The sequence below is a fragment of the Nitrobacter sp. CN101 genome (assembly GCF_055390255.1).
In genome coordinates, this window is sequence record NZ_AP038833.1 from 3,333,607 (window position 1) to 3,360,100 (window position 26,494).

20 protein-coding genes are annotated in these 26,494 nt (G+C 61.1%); 7 read left to right on the forward strand and 13 right to left on the reverse strand.

The window, feature by feature from the left end:
* Positions 1-61 precede the first annotated feature (61 nt).
* From murJ to ACZ5IL_RS16780, 5 genes are all read right to left on the reverse strand, one after another.
* On the reverse strand, positions 62-1,588 hold the full coding sequence (gene murJ, locus ACZ5IL_RS16760; RefSeq protein ID WP_464593244.1) for a murein biosynthesis integral membrane protein MurJ: 1,527 nt from the start codon (positions 1,586-1,588) through the stop codon (positions 62-64).
* A 43-nt stretch (positions 1,589-1,631) separates the two neighbouring features.
* Positions 1,632-2,780, reverse strand: a complete 1,149-nt coding sequence (locus ACZ5IL_RS16765) for a DegT/DnrJ/EryC1/StrS family aminotransferase (protein ID WP_464593246.1) — start codon at positions 2,778-2,780, stop codon at positions 1,632-1,634.
* A 16-nt stretch (positions 2,781-2,796) separates the two neighbouring features.
* Entirely contained in the window at positions 2,797-3,864 is a 1,068-nt protein-coding gene (locus ACZ5IL_RS16770) for a Gfo/Idh/MocA family oxidoreductase (RefSeq protein WP_464593248.1), read from the reverse strand.
* Positions 3,865-4,095: 231 nt separating this feature from the next.
* Positions 4,096-5,538, reverse strand: coding sequence for a mannose-1-phosphate guanylyltransferase/mannose-6-phosphate isomerase (locus tag ACZ5IL_RS16775; RefSeq protein WP_464593250.1), 1,443 nt, complete (start codon positions 5,536-5,538; stop codon positions 4,096-4,098).
* 219 nt (positions 5,539-5,757) lie between these two features.
* Positions 5,758-6,777, reverse strand: a complete 1,020-nt coding sequence (locus ACZ5IL_RS16780; protein ID WP_464593252.1) for an NAD-dependent epimerase — start codon at positions 6,775-6,777, stop codon at positions 5,758-5,760.
* A 191-nt stretch (positions 6,778-6,968) separates the two neighbouring features.
* Here ACZ5IL_RS16780 and ACZ5IL_RS16785 point away from each other — a divergent pair, with 191 nt between their 5' ends.
* Complete coding sequence (locus tag ACZ5IL_RS16785; RefSeq protein ID WP_464593254.1) at positions 6,969-7,928, forward strand: lysylphosphatidylglycerol synthase transmembrane domain-containing protein; 960 nt, start codon at positions 6,969-6,971, stop codon at positions 7,926-7,928.
* 9 nt (positions 7,929-7,937) lie between these two features.
* On the opposite strand, the gene ACZ5IL_RS16790 is transcribed toward ACZ5IL_RS16785, so the two are convergent.
* The 3 genes from ACZ5IL_RS16790 to rfaD form a co-directional block, all read right to left on the reverse strand.
* Positions 7,938-9,881, reverse strand: coding sequence for an SDR family NAD(P)-dependent oxidoreductase (locus ACZ5IL_RS16790; protein WP_464593256.1), 1,944 nt, complete (start codon positions 9,879-9,881; stop codon positions 7,938-7,940).
* A gap of 159 nt (positions 9,882-10,040) precedes the next feature.
* Positions 10,041-11,510 carry a D-glycero-beta-D-manno-heptose-7-phosphate kinase gene (gene rfaE1 / locus ACZ5IL_RS16795; protein WP_464593258.1) on the reverse strand — a complete coding sequence of 490 codons (1,470 nt, stop codon included), beginning with the start codon at positions 11,508-11,510 and terminating at the stop codon, positions 10,041-10,043.
* A 124-nt stretch (positions 11,511-11,634) separates the two neighbouring features.
* On the reverse strand, positions 11,635-12,615 hold the full coding sequence (gene rfaD, locus ACZ5IL_RS16800) for an ADP-glyceromanno-heptose 6-epimerase (RefSeq protein WP_464593260.1): 981 nt from the start codon (positions 12,613-12,615) through the stop codon (positions 11,635-11,637).
* Positions 12,616-12,961: 346 nt separating this feature from the next.
* Between rfaD and waaF the strand changes: the two genes are divergently transcribed.
* From waaF to ACZ5IL_RS16815, 3 genes are all read left to right on the forward strand, one after another.
* Positions 12,962-14,032 carry a lipopolysaccharide heptosyltransferase II gene (gene waaF / locus ACZ5IL_RS16805; RefSeq protein ID WP_464593262.1) on the forward strand — a complete coding sequence of 357 codons (1,071 nt, stop codon included), beginning with the start codon at positions 12,962-12,964 and terminating at the stop codon, positions 14,030-14,032.
* A gap of 177 nt (positions 14,033-14,209) precedes the next feature.
* Entirely contained in the window at positions 14,210-14,803 is a 594-nt protein-coding gene (locus ACZ5IL_RS16810; protein WP_464593264.1) for a D-sedoheptulose 7-phosphate isomerase, read from the forward strand.
* Entirely contained in the window at positions 14,800-15,354 is a 555-nt protein-coding gene (locus ACZ5IL_RS16815) for a D-glycero-alpha-D-manno-heptose-1,7-bisphosphate 7-phosphatase (RefSeq protein WP_464593266.1), read from the forward strand. The genes ACZ5IL_RS16810 and ACZ5IL_RS16815 overlap by 4 nt, the downstream gene beginning before the upstream one ends.
* Here ACZ5IL_RS16815 and waaC read toward each other — a convergent pair.
* Positions 15,351-16,295 carry a lipopolysaccharide heptosyltransferase I gene (gene waaC / locus ACZ5IL_RS16820; RefSeq protein ID WP_464593268.1) on the reverse strand — a complete coding sequence of 315 codons (945 nt, stop codon included), beginning with the start codon at positions 16,293-16,295 and terminating at the stop codon, positions 15,351-15,353. The two genes, ACZ5IL_RS16815 and waaC, sit on opposite strands and share 4 nt — an antisense overlap.
* A 190-nt stretch (positions 16,296-16,485) precedes the next feature.
* Here waaC and galE point away from each other — a divergent pair, with 190 nt between their 5' ends.
* The 3 genes from galE (at position 16,486) to ACZ5IL_RS16835 (ending at position 20,194) form a co-directional block, all read left to right on the forward strand.
* Positions 16,486-17,496: a UDP-glucose 4-epimerase GalE gene (gene galE / locus ACZ5IL_RS16825; RefSeq protein ID WP_464596925.1), complete on the forward strand. Its 1,011-nt coding sequence runs from the start codon at positions 16,486-16,488 to the stop codon at positions 17,494-17,496.
* A gap of 120 nt (positions 17,497-17,616) precedes the next feature.
* Positions 17,617-19,425 carry an ABC transporter ATP-binding protein gene (locus ACZ5IL_RS16830; RefSeq protein WP_464593270.1) on the forward strand — a complete coding sequence of 603 codons (1,809 nt, stop codon included), beginning with the start codon at positions 17,617-17,619 and terminating at the stop codon, positions 19,423-19,425.
* A gap of 64 nt (positions 19,426-19,489) precedes the next feature.
* Positions 19,490-20,194, forward strand: coding sequence for a fumarylacetoacetate hydrolase family protein (locus ACZ5IL_RS16835; protein WP_464593272.1), 705 nt, complete (start codon positions 19,490-19,492; stop codon positions 20,192-20,194).
* A 38-nt stretch (positions 20,195-20,232) separates the two neighbouring features.
* On the opposite strand, the gene ligA is transcribed toward ACZ5IL_RS16835, so the two are convergent.
* The 4 genes from ligA to lpxC form a co-directional block, all read right to left on the reverse strand.
* A complete protein-coding gene (gene ligA, locus ACZ5IL_RS16840; RefSeq protein WP_464593274.1) occupies positions 20,233-22,383 on the reverse strand; it encodes an NAD-dependent DNA ligase LigA in 2,151 nt (716 codons plus the stop codon).
* Between the two features lie 6 nt (positions 22,384-22,389).
* Positions 22,390-24,075, reverse strand: a complete 1,686-nt coding sequence (gene recN / locus ACZ5IL_RS16845; protein ID WP_464593276.1) for a DNA repair protein RecN — start codon at positions 24,073-24,075, stop codon at positions 22,390-22,392.
* Between the two features lie 173 nt (positions 24,076-24,248).
* Positions 24,249-25,145 carry an outer membrane protein assembly factor BamD gene (locus tag ACZ5IL_RS16850; protein ID WP_464596926.1) on the reverse strand — a complete coding sequence of 299 codons (897 nt, stop codon included), beginning with the start codon at positions 25,143-25,145 and terminating at the stop codon, positions 24,249-24,251.
* A gap of 354 nt (positions 25,146-25,499) precedes the next feature.
* Complete coding sequence (gene lpxC / locus ACZ5IL_RS16855) at positions 25,500-26,456, reverse strand: UDP-3-O-acyl-N-acetylglucosamine deacetylase (protein WP_464593278.1); 957 nt, start codon at positions 26,454-26,456, stop codon at positions 25,500-25,502.
* Positions 26,457-26,494: the final 38 nt, after the last annotated feature.

The following is a 26,494-nucleotide window of genomic DNA, read 5'->3' on the forward strand; positions in this document are numbered from 1 at the left end:
CCAAGATACTGCAGCGGAACACTACCGAGCGCAATGCTCGAGCAACTGTCGGAATCGGAGACTAGACCCGCACCAAAGACCTCAACCAGCGCGGACCGAACAGCAACAAAATCGCGCCGGTATAAACGAAGGCTCCGACGATCATCAGCAATCCGAGCACCGCTTCGTCGCGCATCGCGCTCCAATCCGCAAACTGTCCAGAGGCGAAGCGCGCGGTGAACCACAGCGCCGCTGCGAGCACCGCGCCCGCGATCAGAAATTTGACGAGCGAGACTCGCAATACCCGATCGACCTCGAAGTATCCTGCCCGCATCGCAAATCCGATCACGAGCAGAAGATTGATCCAGGCCCCGACCGCGGTGGCGAGCGCCAGACCGACCTGCGCCAGCGAGCCCATCAATGCCACCTTGAGCACGAGATTGACTCCGAGCCCGGTGAGCGAGGCTTTCACCGGAGTCGCGGTATTCTTGCGCGCGTAGAACGTGGCGACCGCGCTGCGGATCAGAACAAAGGGGATGAGGCCCACCGCGTAGGCGGCAAGCGTCGCGCCGGCCGCCGCCGCATCCGCCGCGGAAAAAGCGCCGCGCGCGAACATCGCCCGCATGACCACATCGGGGACGGTCAGAAAGGCGGCCACGAACGGCACGGAAAACAGCAACGTGAAATCGAACGCCCGGCGCTGCGATGCCATTGCACCTGCAAGATCACCGCCCGTGATCCGCCGCGACATTTCCGGCAGCAGCACAGTGCCGATGGCGATACCGATCACCCCGATCGGCAATTGATTAAGCCGATCGGCGTAATACAGCGCCGACAGCGCGCCGACCGGGAGAAAGGTGGCGATGATAGTATCGGCAAACATCGCCAGTTGCGTTCCCATGGAGCCCACGGTTGCAGGTCCAAGCGCGCGAAAGAAACCACGCACGTCGGCGTCGAGCGTTGGACGTGTCAGCCGCGGCATCAGGCCGTGACACGCGGCGTCGGCCGCCAACAAAAAATATTGCAGGAAACCCGAGAGTAACACGCCCCAGGCCGCCGCGTGTCCAGCGCTCGGAAAAAAGGCCGCGAGCGCCAACGCCAACATCATTGACAAATTGAGGAAGATCGGCGCCGCGGCCGCGCTGGCAAAGCGGTGGACGACGTTCAGCATTCCGCCGTACAGCGTCACCAGCGTGATCAGAAGAAGGTAAGGAAAGGTGATCCGGGTCAGCGAAATGGCGAGCTCGCCGCGTATCGGGTCATCAGCGAAGCCGGGTGCCAGCAATGCGATGACCTGCGGCATGAACAGCCATGCGATCACCAGCAAAATCACCTGCGACAGCAACAACAGGGTGAAGATGCGGCTGGCGAACAATTTTGCGGCAGCAGGACCGCTGGCAGAGACATGCGCGTAAGCTGGCACAAACGCAGCGTTGAAAGCGCCTTCGGCAAAAATCGCCCGAAAATGATTCGGCAATCGCAGCGCCACGAAGAAAGCATCCGCGACAGGCCCGGCGCCAAGGATTGCCGCGAGCATGATGTCGCGCGCAAACCCCGTCAGCCGCGAGAGCAGCGTATATCCGCCGACGGTAAAAATACGTCCAAGCATCCGGCGTTTCTACAGGACCGCCTTGCGGCGCAAAACGGCGAAATCAGTTCGCAAGCGCGGCGCGCACAGCCTCGATGATCCTGTCCTGGGTCGATTCATCCAGATAGGGATGCATCGGCAGGCTGATGACCTCGGTCGACAGCTTTTCGCTGACGGCAAGGCCGCCGGCGGCGACCGGGAAACTTCGGTAGGCGGTCTGCTGATGCAGCGACTTCGGATAGTAGACCACGGTCGGAATGCCTTGCGCCTTTAGCGTCGATGCCAGCGCCTCACGGCCCCCATTCGGCAGCCGGATGGTGTACTGCGCCCATACCGAGGTGCAATCCGGTGCGACGCGCGGCACGATCGCAACCTGCCCGAGCCCTTCATTGTAGCGCCTGGCAACTGCATCCCGCGCCGCAATCTCGTCAGGGAATATCTTGAGCTTTTCGATCAAGACCGCCGCCTGCACAGTATCGATGCGGCCCGTGAGACCCAGCCTCACGTTGTCGTACTTGTCAGATCCCTGACCATGCACACGCACGCTGCGCAACGTTTCCGCCAGTTCGGCATCATCGGTGAAGATCGCTCCGCCGTCGCCATAGCAGCCGAGCGGCTTGGCGGGGAAGAAACTGGTCGCGGTCGCAAGGCCGAACGTACCCAACCGCCGGCCCTTGTAGGTCGCGCCAAAACTTTGCGCGGCGTCGTCCAAAACGAACAGATTCTCGGCCGCAGCAACCGCCGCAATCGCATCATGATCGGCGGGCTGACCAAACAGGTCGACGGGGATGATAGCCCGGGGCTTGAGACCCTGCCTTTTCGCGACGGCGATGCCGTTCTTGAGCGAAGCGATGTCGATATTGAAGGTTGTCTCGTCAACATCGACAAACACGGGCGTCGCGCCGAGCAGCGCCACGACCTCGCCGGTCGCACAGAATGTAAATGTCGGGCAGATCACCGCATCGCCAGGGCCGACTTTCTTCGCCAGCAGCACCATCAACAGCGCATCGGTGCCACTCGCGCAGGCCACCACATGCTTCGCGCCGCTGAAAGCCGCAAGATCGGCCTCCAGACGTGCGACCTCGGGACCGTTGATGAACTGGCAATGCGTCAGGACACGAGCTATCGCGTCATCGATACGTTTACCCAGGCGACGGCGCTGTTCGGCGACGTCGATGAATGAAATCGCCTGTGAAGGCATATGCTGCTGCATTCTGTGCTCCAGGCTATCAGCCGGCAGCGCGGCGCGCTGTCTGCACCGGCGGAGCGACGGGAGACTGGTCTTGCAGGCACTTGATCGCGATCGCGAGACTGGCGACGCCTTCGGCGCCACCCACGGCCGGAGCTTTGCCCGAACGCACCGCATCGACAAACGCGATCAGTTCAGCGCGCAGGGGTTCATCGTGGCCTACCGGAAGGTGCCGCATGGAGTAACTGCCGTCCGGCTGGAAACCGAAACATTCCGTGACCTGGCGAGTCAGCAGATCACCCATCACGTACTTGCCGCGGGTTGCGACCGTAACGTTGCGAGCCTTGAACGGCGTCAGCCAGTTCGTATTGATGTGCGCGAGCACGCCGGATGCGGTCCGGAACTGAAGCAGTGCGATATCTTCCCGCTCGGCAACCGCACAGGAGAGTTGGGGCTGGACGTCGACGATTTCGGATTCTGTAAACCAGCGGATCAGGTCGATGTCATGCACGGCGAGGTCGATCACAACACCAACATTCGACATGCGCGGCGGAAATGGCCCGACACGCGTGATCGCGATCGAGAGAATATCCTCGCCCCTAATCGCCTGCTTGATGGCGGCGACCGCCGGGTTGAAGCGCTCGACATGGCCGACCATCAGAGTCAAACCAGCACGGTGCGCTGCTGCGACGATCTTAAATCCCTCCTCGACCGTCGAGGCTATCGGCTTCTCGACCAGAACATGAACGCCGCGTGCGATACAAGCCAGCGCGAGTTCACAATGAAGATGTGTCGGCGCAGCGATAGTCACCGCGTCGACGCCAGCGGCGAGTAGCTCATCGAATGTCCCGAAGGTTCGGCACCCGGTCATCTCGGCCGCACGGGCACGGTGCCCGGGCAAGGGATCAACGATGCCGACGAGCCTAACGCCCGGAAGACCGGCCAGTACACGGCCATGATTGCTGCCCATGACGCCCGCGCCGATCACACCGACGCGCAGCAAGCGCTCCGACGCTGCATTTTTCAATGCAGGCGGCTTCAGTGCAGATGGCTTCAGTGCAGATGGCTTCAGTGCAGATGGCTTCAGTGCAGATGGCTTAGAACTCATCAGGTACCCCAAAAAAAGCGACAGCCTAGGCACCCCCGAACCCGACCGCGCGTTCTCCCTAGCACGCCATAACGAAAGAGGCGATTAGAGGAATAACAATCCCAACACGTTTTGATTCAAAGAATTACATAACATTGTGGCCGGCCGAACGAAGAACAACACCTTTGGATAGGGCAACAGTGTATCCACAGTGTGTCCACAGATTAGCCGATTCGGCGCCCGAGCCGTAGCTCAGTTTCGCCGATAATCATCCTCGATCCGAACGATATCGTCGTCGCCAAGATAGCTGCCGGTCTGCACTTCGATCAGTTCGAGGGGAATCTTGCCCGGGTTCTCCAGCCGGTGGACGGCTCCAATCGGGATATAGATCGATTCGTTCTCGTGCACGATCTTGACAACGTCATCGACCGTCACCCTCGCCGTGCCGCGCACCACGATCCAGTGCTCCGAGCGATGGTGATGTTTTTGCAGCGACAGCCGGTCGCCGGCCTTCACGGTGATGCGCTTGACCTGATGCCGCTCGCCCCTGTCGATCGACTGGTAAGCACCCCAGGGCCTATGGACCCGCAGATGTTCTTCCGTGACCTGCGGCGCAAGGCCCTTCAACTTCGCCACCAGACGTTTCAGCCCGCTGGCGTCCTTCTGACGCGACACCAGCACGGCGTCCTGCGTCGCTACCACAACGAGATCGTCGACACCTTCCAGCGCGACCAGTGCTTTATCGGTCGCGACATTGCAGTTGCGGGAATCTTCGAACACGGCGATCCCCTGCGCCGCATTGCCCTGACCGTCCTTGTCCGACAACTCCCAAACCGCATGCCACGATCCGACGTCTGACCAGCCGCAATCAACCGGCACCACGGCCGCATGAGCGGTCTTTTCCATTACGGCGTAATCGATCGAAATTGCTTGCGCCCTCGAAAATGCCTCCGGATCGAGCATGACAAAACCAAGATCCCGGCCAGCATGGGATACCGCATCGGTCACCGCGGCGACGCTGTCCGGATCGACATTGCGATATTCATCCAAAAGAACCGCTGCGCGGAACATGAAGTTGCCGCTGTTCCAGAGATACCCCGCCTCAAGGTAACTGGCGGCGGTTTGCGGATCGGGCTTTTCGACAAACGTCGTTACCACTCGCACCGCGCCCGCAATCGCCGCGCCAGGGTTGATATAACCGTATTCGGTCGCCGGCCGCTGTGGCCGAACGCCGAAAGTCACGATGCGGCCACCATTGGCGGCAGCTAATCCCTGGCGGCAGGCGGAGACAAACGCTTCGGTGTCGCGGACAACGTGATCTGCGGCGAGCGCGAGCACGACAGCTTCACTGTGACGCATCTGCGCGAAGATCGCCCCCGCAGCGATCGCCGGCCCCGAATCGCGCCGTGCCGGCTCCAGCAGAATGTCCGCTTCAAGCCCCATCTCAGCGAGTTGTTCAAGCACCATGAAACGGTAGGCGGCGTTGGTGACCACGATCGGCCGCTCGAACAGCAAGGGATCGGACACCCGTCGCAGCGTATCCTGAAACGTCGAACGCGGCCCGAACAACGGCAGAAACTGCTTCGGACGCCCCTCTCGCGAGGCCGGCCACAGCCGGGTTCCCGCACCGCCGCACATGATGAGCGGGACGATACGCTCACTCACAGGACCATCTCCGTATGCTGATTTGTCCATCCCAATTCCGACGTTCGCAGACCCTTAGAGCATGATCCCGAAAGTGGAAACCGGTTTTCGGATAAGATCATGTCAATCAAAAAGTTAAGGCCAGAGTCTGTTTCAACGCAGTTGGATCAGACGCTGGCAGCCATCTTGATGCGAACCCGGATCAAAGGAACGAGGAAAACCGTACGATGAAAGGCACTCAATCGGATCACGCAAACCCCGACGGCCGCACTAATTGACCCGATGATAACGACAATACCAGGCTGCAAAACGATGAATACCATCTTCCAGTGAAGTCGAGGGACGGAAACCGACGTCACGGGCAAGATCATCGATGTCAGCAAAAGTTGCCTGTACGTCGCCGGGTTGCATCGGCAGCAGCTCCTTTGGCACGGATCGTCCGAGAGCTTTCTCCAGAAGGGTGACGACGCTCATCAACTCTGCCGGTTTGTTGTTGCCGATATTATAGATTCGCCATGGAGCCGAACTGGTCCCTGCATCGGGAGCATCGCCCGACCAACTCGCATTAGCCTGTGGAGCATGATCGATCAGGCGGACAACGGCTTCCACCACGTCATCGACGTAGGTAAAATCCCGCTGCATGTTGCCATGATTGAACAGCTTGACCGGCTGTCCTCCGACGATCGCGTCGGCGAACTTGTAGAGCGCCATGTCCGGTCGATACCACGGGCCATAGACCGTGAAGAAACGCAAGCCCGTCGTCGGAATCCGATAGAGGTGGCTATAGGCGTGCGCCATGAGTTCGTTGGACTTCTTCGTCGCCGCATAGAGGCTGACGGGGTGATCGACATTATCATGAACGGAAAAAGGAAGCTTTGTGTTTGCACCGTAAACAGAGGACGATGAAGCAAACAGCAAGTGAGGACAGGAGCCGTGCCGACATCCTTCTAGGACATTCGCAAAAGCCGTGAGGTTGGAATCGACGTACGCATGGGGATTTTGCAATGAATAGCGAACGCCCGCCTGGGCTGCGAGATGGAGCACGACCGAAAGGCGGTGTTCAGCGAACAATGCGGCCGTCGCCTCACGATTGGCCAGGTCGGCTTTGACAAAACGAAAGTGTGAATCCTTGCGCAAGATTTCGAGCCGGCCATCCTTGAGTGCAGGATCATAATAATCGTTGAGACTGTCAATGCCGACAACCCGATGCCCCTGCTTCAGGAGTCGGCCGACGACGTGAAATCCGATGAAACCCGCCGCGCCGGTAACCAATATCGGATAATCCGACAATTTCACTCCTCAGGAACTGTGAGCCGCGGCCCACGGGGTAGCCCTGCCTCGTTATCCATGGCATCGCAGGACCGCAATACTCCGCTGTGCACGACTATTGCCAGAGGCAATCCAAAACCATACCAAGACAAGACGTCCACTTTGTCCCGAAGAGCCCGATGGCCAACTTAACCTCGGCACAGACAAGCGCAATGCGCCAAATTCTGCTTTCAACGGCAAAAATACTGATTTCGGCTGCCCTGCTTTACCTAGCGCTCCGCAAGGTCGATATCTCTGACCTCCTCTCGCGCCTTGGTTTCACCAGCGCCGGCTGGATCGCGCTCGGCATTGCCGTAACGCTATTGCAGGTGTTCGCCAGCGCCATGCGGTGGCGTGAAATCAGCGCCGACTGCGGCGCCAGCCTCTCGGTCGCACAGGCGGTGCGCTACTGCATGATCGGCTCGTTTTTCAACCAGACCCTGCCTTCATCTATCGGCGGCGACGCCATGCGGCTCTGGCTGGTCGGACGAGGTCCGGCCGGTTGGCGAGCAGCGGCCTATTCGATCTTCGTCGACCGCGCGATTGGCCTGATTGCGCTTGCCCTGCTGATCGCAGCGAGTCTGCCGTGGAGTTACCGTCTGATCGGCGATCCCCAAGGCCGGCTCGCATTGCTGTTCGTCGATCTTGTCGCGCTCGCAGCCGCCGGTGGTTTCCTGCTTCTCGGTAGATTGCATTGGCACTGGCTCGGACGTATCCGGGCCGTGCACCATCTTCGTGCCTGCTCGATCATCACGAACCGTGCCATCTTCAATCGAGAGCGCTGGTCGAAGATTGCGTTTCTGTCGCTGCTCATCCATATCCTCGCCGTGGTGATTGCATGGTGCGTTGTGAAGGCAATCGCCGCGCCAATCCTTTTCAGCGAGATTTTCTTGCTTGTTCCACCGGTTATGCTGATTACGATGCTGCCGATCTCGATCGCCGGCTGGGGCGTGCGCGAAGCGTCCATGGCCCTGACTTTCGGATATGCCGGACTGGCGACTAGCGAAGGCGTCAATGTCTCGCTGCTGTACGGCGCGGTGTTTTTGGTCGTAGGCGCGCTCGGGGGACTCGTCTGGATTTTCAGCGGCGAAAGAAGTCAGAAAGGATCGCCCTCAATCGAGAGTGCCGAATAACGCAGCGGTTCATCGCGACATATCGGGTGCGAGAGGCGAGGTTTGCGCGGCATGCGCGCCGAACTCCGGCACGGCATCTTTCAGGATCGATCGGATCGCCAGCTTGTTCTCGCTCGCGACGGCTTCCTTTAGAACCGCGACCCACTCGCGAACCGTGTCCATCGGCGGCTCGTTCGGTTTTGCCGCCAAGATCCCCGGCAAGCCGATCTCGATCGTCGGCTCCTCATTCGCAAACAGAATTTCGTTCAATCTTTCGCCCGGCCGCGCCCCGGTAAAAACAATCTCGATGTCGCGGTGAGGCTGCAAGCCGTACAGGCTGATCATCCGTTCGGCAAGATCGACGATCTTCACCGGCTGGCCCATGTTCAGGACATACACCGATACATCATGTCGTTCCGGCATCGCCGCATGGCTGGCCGCTGTAATAACGAGATCGCAGGCTTCGCGGATCGTCATGAAGTAGCGAACCATGTCCGGATGCGTGACTGTCACCGGACCGCCGGCTTCGATCTGCGCCTTGAACTTCGGCACCACCGATCCGTTCGACGCCAGCACGTTGCCGAAACGGACTGAAATCAGCCGCATCGGAACTTTGCCGGCCGCACGTGCCGCCAGCTCGCGATCCAGCGCCTGACAATACATCTCGGCAAAACGTTTGGTCAGCCCGAGCATCGACACCGGCTCTATCGCCTTGTCGGTGGAGATCATCACCATGGATTCGGCACCCGATGCCAGCGCGGCATCGGCGACGTTGACTGAACCGAAAATGTTGGTCTTGACGCCCTCGCCCCAGTCCCGCTCGAGAATGGGAACATGCTTGAGCGCAGCCGCATGAAACACGATGTCGGGCTTGAATTCGTTCATCAAGCGCATCAGCCGCTCGCGATCGCGAATGTCGGCAATGCGGCCTTCCACCACAGCGGTCCGACTGCTGTCGCCCAGTGCTTCCACGATCGCGTACAGCGCGGGTTCGGAATTTTCGACGATCAGCAGACGGCTCGCACCGAACGTTACAGCACGTTTGCAGATTTCGGACCCGATCGATCCACCGCCGCCGGTCACGACAATCGACTTGTTCTTGATCAGCCCTTCGAGCCGCTCATAGTCGATGGTACGGCTTGGACGAAGCAGAAGATCTTCAACGGCGACCGGCGTCAGGCGCGGAATCTCCCCTCCCTCCCCTAGCGAGGGCAGCCGGCTTACCTTGATGCCTAGTTTGCGGCCGTGGGCGAGCACCACTTCCGGCTGGGCATCGGGCTCGAAAGCTGAAGGCGTCATGATAATACGCTTGATCGGCCCCTGCCGCTCTGCGATGTCCGCTATCACGTCCTCGAGTTCGTCCACTCCGCCCAGGACTGAAACGCCGCGTATCGTCTGGCCGATATCGGCCGGCGACGGCGACAGCAGGCCGACAGGACGCACTTGCTTGACCGCTCCGCTCTCGACCGAGCGGAAAAGAATTTCAGCATCCGCAGCACGACCGACGACGATCGCCGGGGCCGCATCGTTGGCTTTTGCGTGAATCAGTGTTCGCCTGTAGCGGAAATATCGATAGGTAAAGCGCGTGGCCGCCAGCAGAAATATCTGTAACAGCCAGTAGAGTATGATCGTTTTCTTCCCGAGAAAGAACGCACCGTAAAACTCCGGAGCGATGGCGACATAGTCGCAAACCAGAATGACAAGCGCCAGAAGCGAGGATGCTTTGACGATATTGAGGGCGTCCAGAAGTGAAAAGAAACGCCATTTTGCCGTGGTCAGATGGAAGACATAAAAGACAACCGCAGAGATGCCCAGAAAGTAAGGAAGCGCCTTGATGAGCAGCGGCAGGCGAGCGGCAAAATCAGGAACCTCAAAACGGAAATAGCAGCTCACAAACAGAGCTGCCACGACCGTGATCAGATCATGCAGCGAGATCAAAGCGTTTCGGAACGTGAATTTTTGGCGGAAGTTCATGTGTCGTCCAGATAGCATTATAGTGTTTTCGAGCGAAGTGGATACCGATTCGCGTGAAGAAAACGCGTCAGATCGAAATCCTAGAGCATTTCGCTTTTGATTCCGCCAAAGCGGAACGGCTCTAGGATGCGGAAACGCACCGGTCGAACCAGGCTGTTCTCATGCCTGGCCCCCTGCGCGCTTCACCAGCGACGTCGTGCTGAATCCTTTCAGAGTATCGATCAGCACCACTTCCCCGCCTCGTGCAGTAACTAGCTCCTGACCGACGACTTGCTCTAGAGAATAATCTCCGCCTTTGACGAGCACATTCGGCTGGATTCGCTCGATCAGGTTCATTGGCGTGTCCTCTTCGAAAATCACAACGAGATCGACAGCCTCGAGCGCAGCCAGAACTTCTGCGCGCGCCCGCTCATTCTGGATCGGACGGCCCTCGCCTTTCAGCCGCATCACGGACGCATCGCTGTTTAATCCTACGATCAGCCGGTCGCACGCAGCGCGCGCTCCGGTCAACACCTTGACGTGACCGGGATGCAGAATATCGAAGCAGCCATTGGTGAAGCCAATTCGCAGATCTTGCTCACGCCACGCCGTCAGGTGTTGGTCAAGGTTGATCGTCGATTGCGCGATTTTCTCTTCGGCGGCCAGAGAGGCCGGCGGCAGAATATTGCGGCGCAGTTCCGCGAGTGTGACAATCGCGGTCCCGCTTTTGCCAACAGCAACGGCTGCAGCGGCGCTCGCTGTCCGCAGCGCGGTTTCCCAATCTGCGCCCGCGGCAAGCGAAACCGCGAGCGTGGCGACGACGGTATCGCCGGCGCCCGTCACGTCGCGAACCTTGACGGTGTGCGCGGGAACATGGATGACCTCACCCTCACGCGGCACCAGCGTCATGCCGTGTTCGCTTTGCGTCACCAGCACGGCCTCGCCATCGACGAGCCGCATCATTTCGCGAGCCGCTGCCGCGATGCTCGGCTGATCGTCGGCGCGGGTGCGAGTCGCATCCGCAAACTCCTTGCGGTTCGGCGTGAGCAACGTCGCGCCGCGATAGATGTTGAAATTCGCGCTCTTCGGATCGACGATCACGCGCTTGCCAAGCCGGCGTGCGGCATCGATGACGTCGCGAATTACCCGCGCTGTCAACACTCCCTTGGCATAGTCGGACAACAATACGATGTCGGCGCGTGGCAGTTGCGGCAAAATGGCATCGATCAAGGTCTGCTCCACTGCCCCAGACGCCGGGACGGCCATTTCCCAATCGGCTCGCAGCATGTGGGTCGAAAAATGCTCCGAAACAAAGCGGACCTTGCGCGTCGTCGGTCGCGCCGGATCCGAAATCAACAATGGTTCGATCAGGCGTTCCCGCGAAAGCGTGGCCCGGAGCCTCTCGCCTGCGTCATCCTCACCCGCCAATCCAACGAAGATGCAGCGCGCACCGAGCGCTGCGATATTGCGCGCCACATTGCCGGCCCCGCCGACGTTGGTTTCGCTCCGCTGAACCGCGATGACCGGGGCTGGCGCCTCCGGCGAAATCCGCGAAATTTCGCCGTACACGAACTCGTCGAGCATGAGATCGCCGACACATAGGACCGTCTGGCCGGAAAAGGCATTCGACAAGTCGTCAAAATCGATCATCAAAACCCTTCACCTGCTACTGGGGTCTGATGCAATCGCATCAACCGGACCCAAGCCCATCCTTCGGTCGAGCATGATCTTATCCGAAAACCGGTTTCCACTTTTCGGGTCATGCTCCAGCGCGTCAGCGAAAGTGATCGTCGCGATCGAGATAGCCTTTGACATAGGCATCGACGGCTTCCTCCAAAGGCGTGAAGCCTCCGTTGTAACCAGCGCCTTGCAAGCGCTCGATATCCGCTTGCGTAAAATACTGGTAAGCACCGCGAATCTGTTCAGGCATATCGACGTATTCGATATTCGGCTTCGTGCCAAGCGAGGCATAGGCCGCCATCATCAGATCGCGAAAGCTGCGCGCCTCGCCAGTTCCCACATTCAAAAGACCGTTGACCGAAGGCGTCGCAAACAACCACATCATCACACGAACGACGTCGTCGACGTAAATGAAGTCGCGGCGCTGATCGCCATCGGCGATGCCTTCACGGTGCGACTTGAACAACTGCACCGGGCGGCAGCCTTTCACATCGCTGAAGCGGCGCGCCAGCACGCTCATCATGGAGCCTTTGTGATATTCATTTGGTCCGAACACGTTGAAGAACTTCAGACCAGCCCATTGCGGCGGCAGAGCACCACCTTTGGCGGCGCGGTCCACAACGGCCATGTCGAACAGGTGTTTGCTCCAGCCGTAGAGATTCATCGGCCGGAGCGCTCGCAGCGCGGACAACGATTGATCATCGCGAAAGCCCTGCGCGCCATCGCCGTAGGTTGACGCCGACGAGGCATAGATGAAAGGCGTCATGGTCGACGTGCACCAGTCGAGCAATCGGAGCGACAGCCGGAAGTTGGTCTCGATGACGAGATCGCCATCGGTCGCTGTGGTTTCGGAGATCGCGCCGAGGTGAAAGACGGCGTCCAGACGACGGCCGTCCAGCCAACGCATCAATTCCTCGGGTGGAACGATATCCGCAAGCTGCCGCTTGGCGAGGTTGCGCCATTTGCCGTCATGTCCCAGCACATCGCACACCGCCACATCGCTGCGCCCGGCGTCGTTCAACGCGGCAACGAAATTCGATCCGATAAAACCGGCGCCCCCGGTCACCAGCAGCATGATGTCCCCGTCATGGATCTGCGACTCTTAATGGTAGTTCTAACATTTGCATCCCGGCGCGGCAGGCGTTCTTTGCAAATGTTAGAATCAAGAGACCACTAGCAACCATAAGGTTTTCCAGTGGAGTTTTGAATTTGGCAGTCCCTTGCCGGGTTTGCGGCAAAGTGTGTGGCGAATGTCAAATTCACCCACTGGTTTGCCCCACTCCAGCCCGCGAGGCAACTTAGGTGGGCCTGCCGTGTGACGATCGGGCCGTGAAAAACAGCGCGCGAGATAACTTTACCTCACGGGTCGGAGCGGATACCGAGGACCGAACATCGAACCTGGATCGCGCATCGATCAAGATATGAAAACAGATTCACCATATGGGCCGGAAATGGCCGACCCGGACGATACCCGGCCCATTCTGATCGTTCCCTACATGTGGATCGGCGACTTCGTGCGTGGCCACACGGTGGTGCGGGTGCTCAAACAGCGCTGGCCGAATCGACCGGTGGATATGCTGGTGACAACACTCTGCGCGCCGCTGGTCGACTATATGCCCGGAGTGCGCGCTGGCGTGGTCTGGGACCTACCCCGCAGCCGGCTGGCACCGACGCAACAGTGGGGTCTCGCCCGGCAATTGCGCGCGCGCGGGTATGGAACGGCCTTCGTCATGCCCCGCACCTGGAAATCGGCAATCGCGCCCGCGCTGGCCGGCATCCCGGAACGGGTGGGTTTTGTCGGCGAAGCGCGTTTCGGGCTGCTCAACCGCTGGCGTTGGGGTGAAAGAGCCCTGCCCCGTATGATCGACAGGAAGGCGTCCTTGGCAGTTCCCGCCGGGGCGGCACGGCCGCCTGAATGGCCGGCACCGCAGCTTCGGATATCCACCGAAGACGTCACCCGCTGGCGGCAGGCGCAGGGATTGGGCGCGGGACCGGCGGTGGCGCTGGCACCCGGGGCGGTCGGCTCCAGTAAGCGCTGGACCTCCTACGCCGAGGCCGCCCGAATGCTGGCCGAGCGCGGAATCGACCTTTGGGTGATCGGCGGCCCCAATGAAAAAGCAATGGCGACCGAAATCGCGGCAACCGGAGGCCCGCGAGTCCGGGATCTGACGGGTCACGACCTGCGAAACGGCATTCTGGCGATGGCGGGGGCCACCATTGCAATATCGAACGACTCCGGTCTGCTGCACGTCGCCGCTGCGATCGGAACGCCGACACTGGGAATTTTCGGGCCGACCAGCCCCTATCACTGGGCGCCCTTGAACGGGCTCGCCGCGACGATTCAGACGAAAACGCCTCTCCCGTGCCAACCATGCCATCGTCCGGTCTGCACCAGGAATGATCATCGTTGCATGCGCGATATCCCCGCAGCAGAGGTAATCGCAATCGCGGAACGGGTGCTTGCGGAGGCGGGCGCGCACGACGCACGTTGACGCGGCACGCCATGCTTGCGTGAGTATGACGCGCTCATTACCACTGCTATAGCGTTTTCGAGCGAAGTGGATGCCGGTTCGCGTGAAGAAAACGCGTTAGAACAACAATCTAGAGCTTCGCTTCTGATTCAATCAGAAGCGAAAATGCTCTGGCCATCACGGTAACAAAGGTGCGTCTTGAGCCAGAACCCGATCGCAACCCATTTTCAGCAATCGCTAACGGCCCTCCAGCGCGCAGCCAATGACACGGCGTTGCTCGCAGTCGTAGACGACATTGCTGTCACGATCATTGACGCGCTCCGCTCCGGAAATAAAGTGCTTCTGATCGGAAACGGCGGAAGCGCCGCCGACGCCCAACACATCGCCTCGGAAATCGTCGGGCGTTACAGGAAAGAACGGCCCGGCTACGCCGCCATTGCCTTGACCACCGATACGTCCGCTCTTACCGCTATCTCCAACGACTACGGCTTCGAGCAGATTTTCGCCCGGCAGATCGAGAGTCTGGGCCGACCTGGCGACGTGTTGCTGGCGCTGTCCACCTCGGGACGGTCCCCAAACATCCTCGCTGCCCTATCAGCCGCGCGACGGCTCGGACTTGTCACCGTCGGTTTTACCGGCCTCAAAGGGCAAAGCCTGCACGAGATCTGCGACCGCCTTCTCGTTGCGCCGAGCGACGACACCCCGGTGATCCAGCAGATCCACATGACCGCGGCTCACGCGATCTGCGATAACGTGGAGCGCGCCCTGGTGGACGGAGCGGGCCGCAAGTGAGCGGAGCGGAGATCGCTCAGGCCGGCAAACCCGCCGCCTTCCTGGACCGTGATGGCGTCATCAATCATGACGACAGCTATATGGGTACGCGCGATCGCATTCGTTGGATGCCCGGCGTCGCCAGGGCGATCCAGCGGCTAAACGAAGCCGGCTATTTCGTTTTCATTTTCACCAATCAATCCGGTGTCGCGCGCGGCTTCTTCAGCGAGGATGATGTTCGTAGTCTGCACCAGTGGATGCAGTCCCATCTAGCGTCGCAGGGCGCGCGGATCGACGACTTCAGGTATTGCCCGCATTACCCCGACGGCAGCGTCGCCGGATATCTGGAAGATCATCCCTGGCGCAAACCGAAGCCCGGCATGATCCTCGACCTGATGCAGCATTGGCCGGTGCGGCAGCACGGCAGCTTTGCCATCGGCGACCGCGAGAGCGATATCGAAGCTGCTGCCGGTGCGGGCATTCCGGGCTTCCTGTTTAGCGGCGGCGACCTCGACGCATTCGTCGTGCGGGTGCTTGCAGAGATATCCGGTGCAATCACGCCACGTACCTAAGCAAGCAATCGCTCCGCGGCATCGATCACCTGCCCCGCGGAAGGCGGACCGTTCTTGCCGCCTAGAACCGCCATGCGGCCGCTGCCGACAGGCCCGGTCAGACCGGGATCGGTGCTGACATAAATGCCGACGAGCGGAACGCGATACGCTGCCGCAAGATGCATCAGGCCGGTATCGACGCCGATCACCAACGCCGCATTGCCGATCATCTGCGCGGTCAGATCGAGAGTCTGGCGCGGCTGGACACGACTGCCCGCGATGTCTCCCGACAGCCGTTCGGATAACAGGCGTTCGGCCTCGGTGCCCCACGGCAGCACGGTCTGCAATCCGTTCGCACTCAGCCAGCGGCCGGTTTCGATCCAGTCCTCCGCACGCCAGGTTTTCGAGAGCCGGGAGGTACCGTGAAGCAAGACTGCATAGGGCTGACCACCCGTCCGCATGAACGGGAGCAGACCGTAATCAACGTCGTGGGACGGCGGATATCCGAGCGAGAGACCGGTCAGAATCCGGTTGCGCGTCACGGCGTGGAGATCGCGCCCTACCGTGTGCCTGACGTCGTAGAATCGCGCGGCTAAGGGTTCGCGGATGCTGCGACCGTCATAACCGTGGCGCTCGCCGCGCGCGACGCGCGCCATGATCGCCGAGCGGATCAGGCCCTGAGTATCGATCACCTTGTCGAACGATCGCTCGCGAAGCCTCGCCCGGAACTTGGCGATCTCGCGCCATGTGACGCCAGCACCAAGTTGCGAACGCCAGCGCCGCGTCGCGACAAGAATGATGTCGGCGACCGACGGGTGCAGCCGCACTAACGGCGCGAACGATTCCTCGACCAGCCACGTCAGCCGCAACTGCGGACATGCACGGGTCGCGTCGACAATCGCTGGCATCTGATGCACGACGTCGCCGAGCGAGGATGTCTTGATGATGAGAATGTCGGTCATCGACGGCCGCAGTTGCTCAAAGAAAGACCGGTTCCCGTTACAGTTTGGCAACCATAATGTCGAATCCCGAGATCAGACGGACGAAATCTGGTCGTTCACAATCATGCTATACGGCAATTCCATTCTTTTGTGGGAGACTTCGGCGACCGCGGTCGAACTCGCCGCAAAGCTTGGCACAAAAGGAGCAGATATGACCGTGCTTGTCACCGGTGGAGCCGGCTACATCGGCAGTCATATGGTGCTCGCGCTGGCTGAGGCCGGCGAGAACGTCGTCGTGATCGACAACCTGTCCACCGGATTCTCGTCGGCGCTGCCCGAAGGCGTACCGCTGTTCATCGGCGACGCTGGAGACGAAAATCTCGTCGAGAACGTCATCGCCCAGAACGGCGTCGAAAGCATCATTCACTTTGCGGGTTCCGTGGTGGTGCCCGAGTCGATGCGCGATCCGCTCGCCTACTATCGTAACAATACGATGACGACTCGCAGCCTTCTGAACGCCGCCGTCAGATGCGGGGTCAACCGCTTCATCTTTTCGTCGACCGCCGCAGTCTACGGCAATCCCGACCGGATGCCGGTCCCGGAAGAGGCGCCGACCCGGCCGCTCTCTCCTTACGGGTCGTCGAAGCTGATGACGGAGATCATGCTGCACGATGTCGCAACCGCACATGGCATGAACTACGTGGTGCTGCGCTACTTCAATGTCGCGGGCGCAGACCCACAGGCGCGTATCGGCCTCTCGACCGCGGGCGCCACGCACCTGCTGAAAGTCGCAGTCGAAGCCGCGACCGGACAGCGCGCCAAGATCGACGTGTTCGGCACCGACTATCCGACGCCGGACGGAAGCTGCATTCGCGACTTCATTCACGTCAGCGATCTGGCGCAAGCCCATCGCGCCGCGCTGACTTATCTGCAAAACGGCGGATGCTCGACCACGCTGAATTGCGGATATGGACGCGGCTATTCCGTTCTAGAAACGATCGAAGCGGTCCGCCAGGTCTGCGGTCGCAACTTCGCGGTTCACTACTCCGATCGCCGCCCCGGCGATATCATGACCATGATCGCCGACACGAGCCGGATTCGCACGGCGCTCGACTGGACGCCGCAATACGACGACCTCGCGACCATCGCCGCGCACGCGCTGGCGTGGGAAGAAAAGCTGGCGGGACGACAAGTCTCGGAGGCGCTCGCGGCATCAGCCTGACAAACCGGGCGAAACCCGGTTTTCGCTTGAAAAAGGCCGCTATTGCGGGCATTGAGTCGGAGCTTTCGCAATACCCCTGACGCGCGGGCAACCGCCGATTCACGGCGTCAACGGAACGCGATGACCGAACCTCCGAAGAAAATTACCGACGATCCCTATGGCGCAGCCGTCCTCATCCGCCGCCTGATCACGGAACAGGGCATGGCCTATTGGCGGCGCTACCTCGCCGCATTTGCGCTGATGGCCGTCTCCGCGGCGGCGACGGCGACCTCGGCCTACCTGCTCGGTGAAGTCATCAATCAGGCTTACGTAGACCGCAACGTGAGCGGCATCTTCATGCTGTCCACAGTGGTGCTCGTCATCTTCGTGGCCAAGGGCGCGGCGACCTACGGCCATTCCGTGATCCTGTCCCAAATCAGCAACGCGATCCTTGCCAATAATCAGCGCCGCCTGTTCGCCAAGCTGATGAGCGAGAGCATCGGCTATTTCTCGCAACGACATTCATCGGAATTTCTTGCGCGGCTCACGGCCGGCGCGACCTCGGTGACACAGGTGCTCAGCCTGCTGATCAACGCGGTGGGTCGCGATCTCCTGTCGTTGATCGGGCTGGTCACCGTGATGGTGATGCAGGATCCGTATATGTCGCTGTTTGGCGCGCTAGTGGCGCCGCCCGCGATGATCGTGCTGCGCAAGCTGGTGAAGCGCATCAAGGGACTGGCGCACAGCCAGTTCCATGGCACCGCCGACATTATGGAGACGATGCAGGAGTCGCTGCAAGGCATTCGGACCGTCAAGGCGTTCACGCTCGAACAGACCATGCGCGAGCGGATCGACACCAGCATCGCCGCGGTGGAGCAGACCAACAACAAGATGGCGCGGGTTTCGAACCGCGCCAGCCCGCTGATGGAAACGCTTGGCGGTTTCGCCATCGCGGGCGCGCTGATGTATGGCGGCTATCGCGTCGTCGCCATGGGCGCGACGCCAGGCCAGTTCTTTTCGTTCCTCGCAGCGTTTCTCTTGGCTTATGAGCCGGCCAAGCGGCTGGCCCGTCTCAACATCGAACTCAACAGCAGCCTGATCGGCGCGCGCAAGCTGATTGAAATCGTGGACAGCCCCGCCAGCGAGCCCGACGATAGCGACAAGCCCGCTCTGCAATTGACTGACGCGCGCGTCGAACTGCGTGATGTCACGTTCGCCTATCGCGCCGATGAGCCCGTGCTCAAGCGCATGAGCTTCGTCGCCGAACCGGGCAAGATGACAGCACTGGTCGGCCCGTCGGGCGGCGGAAAATCCACCGTGCTGGCGCTGCTGCTGCGCCTGTATGAAGTCACTGACGGCGACATCCTGATCGATGGGCAGGTCATCTCCGGCGTATCGCGCACATCGCTGCGCCAGCAGACTGCCTATGTCGGCCAGGACGTTTACCTATTCCGCGCCACCATCCGCGAGAACATCGCGTTCGGCCGCCCCGGCGCCAGCGAGGACGAGATCGTCGCGGCAGCGAAAGCCGCCTGCGCTCACGACTTCATTATGAGCTTTCCTCTCGGCTACGATACCCCTGTGGGCGAGCACGGCACCCAGCTCTCCGGCGGGCAACGCCAACGTATCGCCGTGGCGCGCGCGCTCATCAAGGACGCACCGATCATCCTGCTGGACGAGGCCACCGCCGCACTCGATTCGGAATCCGAAAAGCAGGTGCAGGAAGCAATCGAGCATCTGTGCCGCAATCGCACCACGATCGTGATCGCGCACCGCCTGCACACCATCATGCATGCCGACGCCATTCTTGTGGTCGAGAACGGCGAGATCGTCGAGCGCGGGCGCCACGACGACCTGCTGCGGAGCGGCGGACGCTATGCTTCGTTCTTCCGCCTGCAGCATCGTGAGACGGCGCCGCTGACGCTGGCCCCCCTGAGCGCGTCGGCGTAAGCTCATTGCGATTGTCCGCAATGACGATCTCGTCGCGCCAGCGCAGGCAGAGCGGAGAGCCAGCATGAGCGTATCGTCGTTCGTGATTCCACAGCCGCCCCAACCCGTCATTGCGGTCGCAGGCGAGGACAGATTTTTTCCAGTCCGCCGCATCTGGTGCGTCGGCCGCAACTATCTCGACCATATCCGCGAGTTGGGCCACGACGAGCGCGCGCCGCCGTTCTTCTTCGCCAAGCACGCCGACATGATCGAGGCTGACGGCGCGGTTATCCCCTATCCGCCCCTCACCCAGAATCTGCATCACGAAGTCGAACTGATCGTCGCGATGAAAAGCGGCGGCTTGCGCATCCCCGCCGACACAGCGCTCGATCACGTCTACGGCTACGCCGTCGGCATCGACCTCACCCGGCGCGACCTGCAAAACGCTATGCGCGAAAAGAAGCAGCCCTGGGAGATCGCAAAATCGTTCGATCACGCCGCGCCCAGTAGCGCGCTGCAACCCGCCGCCAGGATCGGACACCCGTCGAAGGGCCACATCTGGCTCGCGGTCAATGGCAGGGAAACCCAATCCGGAGATCTCGCGCAGATGATCTGGAATGTGCCGGAGATCATCGCGCGGCTCTCGCAACAGGTCGCGCTTAACGCCGGCGACATCATCATGACCGGCACGCCAGCCGGCGTCTCCCCCCTTCAGCCGGGCGACCACGTCGAATGCGGCTGCGACGGCGTCGGTACGCTGACAGTGACGATCGGCCAGCCAGCAGCTTGAGCGCCGTCACGTCCTCAACGCTCCACTCGGGGAATCGCTTATCCCTCGATCAGTTGCAGCCACTCGTCTTCCGAAATCACCTTCACGCCGAACTTCTCGGCGTCCTTGAGTTTTGAGCCAGCTCCGGGACCAGCGACGACAATGTCGGTCTTCTTTGACACCGAACCCGAGACTTTCGCGCCCATCCTCTCAGCCGATGCCTTAGCCTCGTCGCGCGTGAATTTTTCCAGCGAACCCGTGAACACAACAGTCTTGCCGGCCACGGCCGAGTCGCTACGGGCCTGCGCGACCGGCAGCACCTCGATCTCGTCGAGCAGATCGTTCAGCGCCTTGACGTTGCGCGTCTCAGCGAAGAACTCGACCACCGCGTCGGCGACGATATCGCCGATGCCTCCGATGTTGTTGAGGTCGGCATAGGCTTCGGAATCATTGCCCGCTTCTGTCTGCGCCGCAGCGGCCTCCGCCATGGTGCTGCGAAAATTCTCGATGCTGCCGTAATGCCGCGCCAGCAGCTTGGCGTTGCCCTCACCGACATGGCGGATGCCAAGCGCGAAGATCAGCCGGTTCAGTTCGATCTTGCGGCGAGCGTCGATCGCAGCGAACAGGTTGCGCACTGAGACCTCACCATAACCTTCGCGATCACGCAGCTTCTTTGTCGCGCGCGCGTCGCGCTTCTGCAGCGTGAAGATGTCGACCGGATGCATGATGAGGCCGTCGTCATAGAATTCCTGAATTTGCTTTTCGCCGAGACCGTCGATGTCGAAGGCAAGACGCGAGACGAAATGCTTGAGACGCTCCACCGCCTGCGCCGGGCAGATCAGTGCTCCGGTGCAGCGGCGCACCGCCTCGCCCTCCTCGCGCACGGCGTGACTGCCGCAGATCGGACACTTGTGCGGAAACGCATACGGCTTGGCGCTCGTTGGCCGCTTGTCGATGACAACACTGACCACCTGCGGAATCACGTCACCAGCGCGCTGCACTACCACGGTGTCGCCGACGCGAAGATCAACACCGTCGCGGATCGGCTGGCCGTCATTTCCGATTCCTCTAATGTAATCCTCGTTGTGCAGCGTCGCGTTTTGCACCACAACGCCGCCAACGGTGATGGGCTCAAGCCGCGCCACCGGCGTCATCGCGCCGGTGCGGCCGACCTGAATGTCGATGCCCTTGAGGATTGTGATTGCCTGCTCGGCAGCGAACTTGTGCGCGATCGCCCAACGTGGGCTTCGCGATACGAAGCCGAGCCGCTCCTGCCAGTCGAGCCGGTCGATCTTGTAGACGACGCCGTCGATGTCGTAGCCGAGCGTGGCGCGCTGCTCGCCGATGCGGCGATAAAACGCCAGCACCTCCTCGACGCTATGACACAACTCGATCAGCGGATTGACGACGAATCCGACGTCCCTGAGCCACTCCAGCATGCCGTATTGGGTGCCGGCGGGCCGGTCCGTCATCTCGCCCCAGGCGTAGGCGAAGAATTTCAGCGGTCGCGACGCGGTGATCGCGACATCCTTCTGCCGCAACGAACCGGCGGCCGAATTGCGAGGATTGGCAAACACGGTATCGCCAGCCTCTTGCTGTTTCTTATTCAGCGCGAGAAAGTCCTCTTTCAGCATATAGACTTCGCCGCGCAACTCGCAGGCGGCAGGAACAGCAAGAGCCTTCAGCGTGTGCGGCACATCCTTGATAGTACGGACATTGGCGGTGACATCCTCACCCGTGAAGCCATCGCCGCGCGTCGCCGCGCGCACCAGTTCGCCGCGCTCGTAGCGCAATGATAGCGACAGGCCATCGATCTTCGGTTCGGCGACAATGGCGGGGAATTCGTCCGGGGCAAGTTTCAGAAAACGCCGGATGCGTTCGACGAATTCCGCGACCTCAGCGTCGCTGAAGGCATTGCCGAGCGACAGCATCGGCACCGCGTGCTGCACCTTCGCGAAGCCGCGCGCGGGGGCAGCTCCGACGGTCTGCGTGGGCGAGCTTGCAGTGACGAGGCCCGGAAAGCGGGCCTCGATCGCTTCGAGCCGCTGCCGCAGCGCGTCGTAGGCGGAGTCTGAGATCGTCGGCGCGTCTTTTTGGTAATAACGTTCGTTATGCGTCTCGATCTCAAGCGAAAGCCGCTTGTGCTCAACCCGGGCCTGCGACCTGGTGAGGAGATCGACGGGCGGAGGCGTTTTGGGCTTCGCCGCCACAGCGACTTACCCTGCCGCTTTCAACAGCCGGTCCGCGGCGGCGCGAGCCTCAGCGGTGATCTCGGCGCCGGCAAGCATCCGCGCGATCTCCTCGCGGCGGTGATCCTCAGCCAGCGTCGCAACACGCGTGGCGACGCGCTTGCCGCGATCCAGCGCATCCTTTGAAATGAGCAAATGCTGATCGGCCCGCACCGCGACCTGCGGCGCGTGCGTCACCGCCATCACCTGCACCTTGCAGGCCAAGCGCGCCAGCCGCGCGCCGATGGCGTCGGCCACCGCACCGCCGACTCCGGTGTCGATCTCGTCGAACACCAGCGTCGGCGCCGAGCCCTTGTCGGAGAGCACCACCTTCAGCGCCAGCAGGAAGCGCGACAGTTCGCCTCCCGAGGCGACCTTCATCAGCGGCCCCGGTCGCGTGCCGGGATTGGTCTGCACCCAGAACTCGACGCGGTCGAAACCTTGCGGTCCCGGTGCCGACGGGTCGGACTCGATCTGCGTGGAAAATCTGGCGCGCTCGAGTTTCAGCGGCGCAAGCTCGACGTTGACCGTCTTGTCGAGTTTGTCAGCAGCCTTCGTGCGCGCGGCCGAGAGTTTCGCCGCTGCCGCTGTATAGCGTTTGTCGGCGTCGGCCGCCTCTTTTTCCAGAACGGTCAATCGATCCGCACCGGCATCAATCAGCGCGACTTCCGCGGCGTATTTCTTGGCAAGCGCAGCCAGGCCGTCGACCGGCGTCGCATATTTGCGCGACGCCGCGCGCAGCGCGAACAGCCGTTCCTCGATACGCTCCAGCTCGGCCGGATCGAAATCGGCGGCAACGAGCGCCGCCGCGAGATGCTGGTCCGCCTCCTCCAGCGCGTTGATGGCGGCATCGATGGCCCTGACCGCCGGCTCGACCAGTTGCGGCGAATTCGCAGCTCGCCGTTCCAGCCGCCGCACCGCAGCCGCCAGCACGCTCACCGGTGAGCCATGACCGCTGACGACGTCCTGCGCCTCGCGCAGGTCGGTTGCGATCTTTTCGCCCGCCATCATCGTGGCACGACGTTCGGCAAGCGCGGTTTCCTCGCCGTCCTGCGGTGCGAGTTGTGTTAACTCGTCGGAGGCATGCCGCTGAAACTCGGCCTCTCGCGCGGCGCGCTCCACGCCGGCGCGATGATCGTCAAGCGTCGCGCGGGCGCGGCGGCGAGCTTCCCACAACACCTCCAGCGCGGCGACTTCGGTGTCCAGCCCCGCAGAGGCATCGAGCAGCCGGCGGTGGGTCGATGCATCGACCAGCGCCCGCTCGTCATGCTGGCCATGAATCTCCACCAGCGTAGCGCCTACCGCCTTCAAGGTCTGCACGCTGATCGCTTGATCATTGATGAAGGCTCGGGTGCGACCGTCGGCGAGTTGAACCCGTCGAAGAATCATCTCGCCCGAATCTTCAGAAATAGAACCGTCGATGCCATTGGCGGTAAGGATGACGCAGGCCGGATGGTTCTTGGGAACATCGAAGGTGGCCGTGACCTGACCCTGCTCCGCGCCGTGACGGACCAGCCCGGCATCGCCGCGACCGCCGAGCGCCAGCGCAAAGGCATCAAGCAGAATGGATTTTCCCGCGCCGGTCTCGCCGGTCAGCACCGCAAGACCGGAGGCGAACTCGATGTCGAGCCGCTCGATCAGGACGATGTCGCGGATCGAAAGGCGCGCAAGCATAGGAGGCCGGTTCCTGCCGAAAGTCGTTGAGAGATGCAGAGAAGCGTGGCACGGAGACTAGCGAAGTTCGGATCGCGAAACCAGAGCCGCGGATTGACTACGGCATCGGCAGCCCAAGGGTGCCCTTCGATTCCGCATTCGCAACAGCATTCGCTGAAACGGCTTGGGAATGTCTAGCCAAGCCCCACTTTCCTGAACGCCTTGCTAATCCACGAGCTTTTATTCTCGCTGGGCTGGCTTCCCCCTGACGTCACGAGATTGTAGGCGTCCTTGTACCAGCGACTGTCCGGAAAGTTGTGGCCGAGCACAGCCGCGGCGGTCTGCGCCTCGGCAACGATTCCAATCGCCATGTAGGCTTCGGTCAGCCGCGCCAGCGCTTCCTCGACATGCCGCGTGGTCTGGTAGCGCGTCACCACGGCCTTATAGCGGTTGATGGCGCCCGTATAATCACGTCGCTCCATATAATAGCGGCCGATCGCCATTTCCTTGCCGGCGAGTTGATCGCGCGCGGCCTGAAGTTTCTTCTTAGCTTCGCCGGCATATTCGGACGTCGGATATTTACGGATCACCTCTTCCATGGAGTGCATGGCTTTTTCGGTGCGAGCCTGGTCGCGCGAGACATCGGGGATCTGGTCGTAGTTCGAGACGGCGATCAAATATTGCGCATAGGCGGCGTCCGAGGTGCCCGGATGGAGCGTCACGTAGCGCGACGCGGAGCCGATGCACGTATCGTAATCGCCCGCCTGATAAGATGCATAGGCCGACATCAACAACGACTTCCGCGCCCATTCCGAATAGGGGTGTTCGCGGTCGACCTCGTCGAATTTCTTCGTGGCCGCCTTGAGGTCACGCTCCTTGTTCATCAGGAACAAGCCCTCATTGTAGAGCTTGTCCGCCGGGTCATCGCTGAAGGTCTGTTCGTCCTTTGCCGTGAGCTTGTCCAAGAGCGGTCCGGTCCCGCAGCCAGCCACGGTAACGGCAACAAGTGCAAGACTGGCGGCGAGCCGGAGTTTCCCGCCAAGCCGATCAAGAGCGGCGCGATCCCTGAACTCGCTCAGTCCGAGCGCCATACGCTTAGCCAACATTGATGAAAATCCGACGTCCGTGATACGGCGATCCAAGCACGAGGCAAACAGGACGCGCTGCCTTTTCCCGCGACCCGTTTAGCCGAAAAGAATCCGTCCACCAACGGGGTAAGCAGGTATTTCGCCAGGATTAAGGCGGGAACACCGGGCGCGGTCCCGAGCGGAAATCACTTTTCGGACAAGATCATGTTCGATCGAAAGTAAGGCTTTGGTCCGATTCATCCGGATCTCGCCTGTCCATACTGCCGCCCAAGCATTTCGCGTGAGACTGCGGAGCCGTGCAGGATCAGGGCGCGCTATCGAGCAGAATGGATGAAAGCGTGCGAGTCCGGACAGAACTCAGGACACGTTGGGACCATAGGCCGCAACCATGCCGCCCACCATTCCGCCGACCACTTCGCCCTGACTGCGCGGACGCGGAGCCGGCTGATCCTCAACCACCCGCCACGCAGTCCGATCGGCCATCAGGGCCGTGAGTACCGCGTGGTTGAGCTTGTGCCCGCCACGCACCGAACGATAGCCGCCGATCAGCGGAAACCCTGCGAGAGCCAGATCGCCGATCGCATCGAGAGCCTTGTGTCGCACACACTCGTCGGCGTAGCGCAGACCGCCGGTATTCAACAGGCGCTCGTCATCGAACACCATGGAATTTTCAAATGACGCGCCCAACGCAAAACCCGCGCTCCGGAGTCTTTCGACATCGTTCATGCAACCGAAGGTTCGGGCCCGGCTAATTTCGCGACGAAAACTTTCGGGATTGAGATCGATGGAATAATCCTGATGGCCGATCACCGGATTGGCGAAATCGATCTCGATGTCGATGCGAAAACCGCGCCTGCGCGGTCGCAGTTCGCCGAACGCCTCGCCCTTCTGCACCCGGACCGTTTTCAGAACCTGGATGAAGCGGCGCGCTGCCGACTGCTCGACAATACCAGCCTGATCGATCGCGGCGACGAACGCCGCCGAGCTGCCATCCATAATCGGCACTTCAGGTCCGTCGAGTTCAATGGTTGCATTGTCGACCCCAAGGCCTCGCAATGCAGCAAGAACGTGTTCGGCGGTGGATACAAGCGAGCCTTGCTGGTCGCCCAGGACAGTGGCAAACTGGGTCGAGGTCACGGATTTTACCGCAGCTCGCACCCGACGTTCGGTTCCATCGGGACCGATACGGACAAAAATAAAACCCGCATCGATCGAGGCAGGCCCAAGGGTCAAATTGACTGGTAGTCCGGAATGAACGCCGACACCCGTCACGGTGGCTCGCGAACGAAGCGTCGTCTGGCGGTTGAATCTCATAAAGTCTTTGCCCAAGTGACTAATCCCGAAAGCCGATG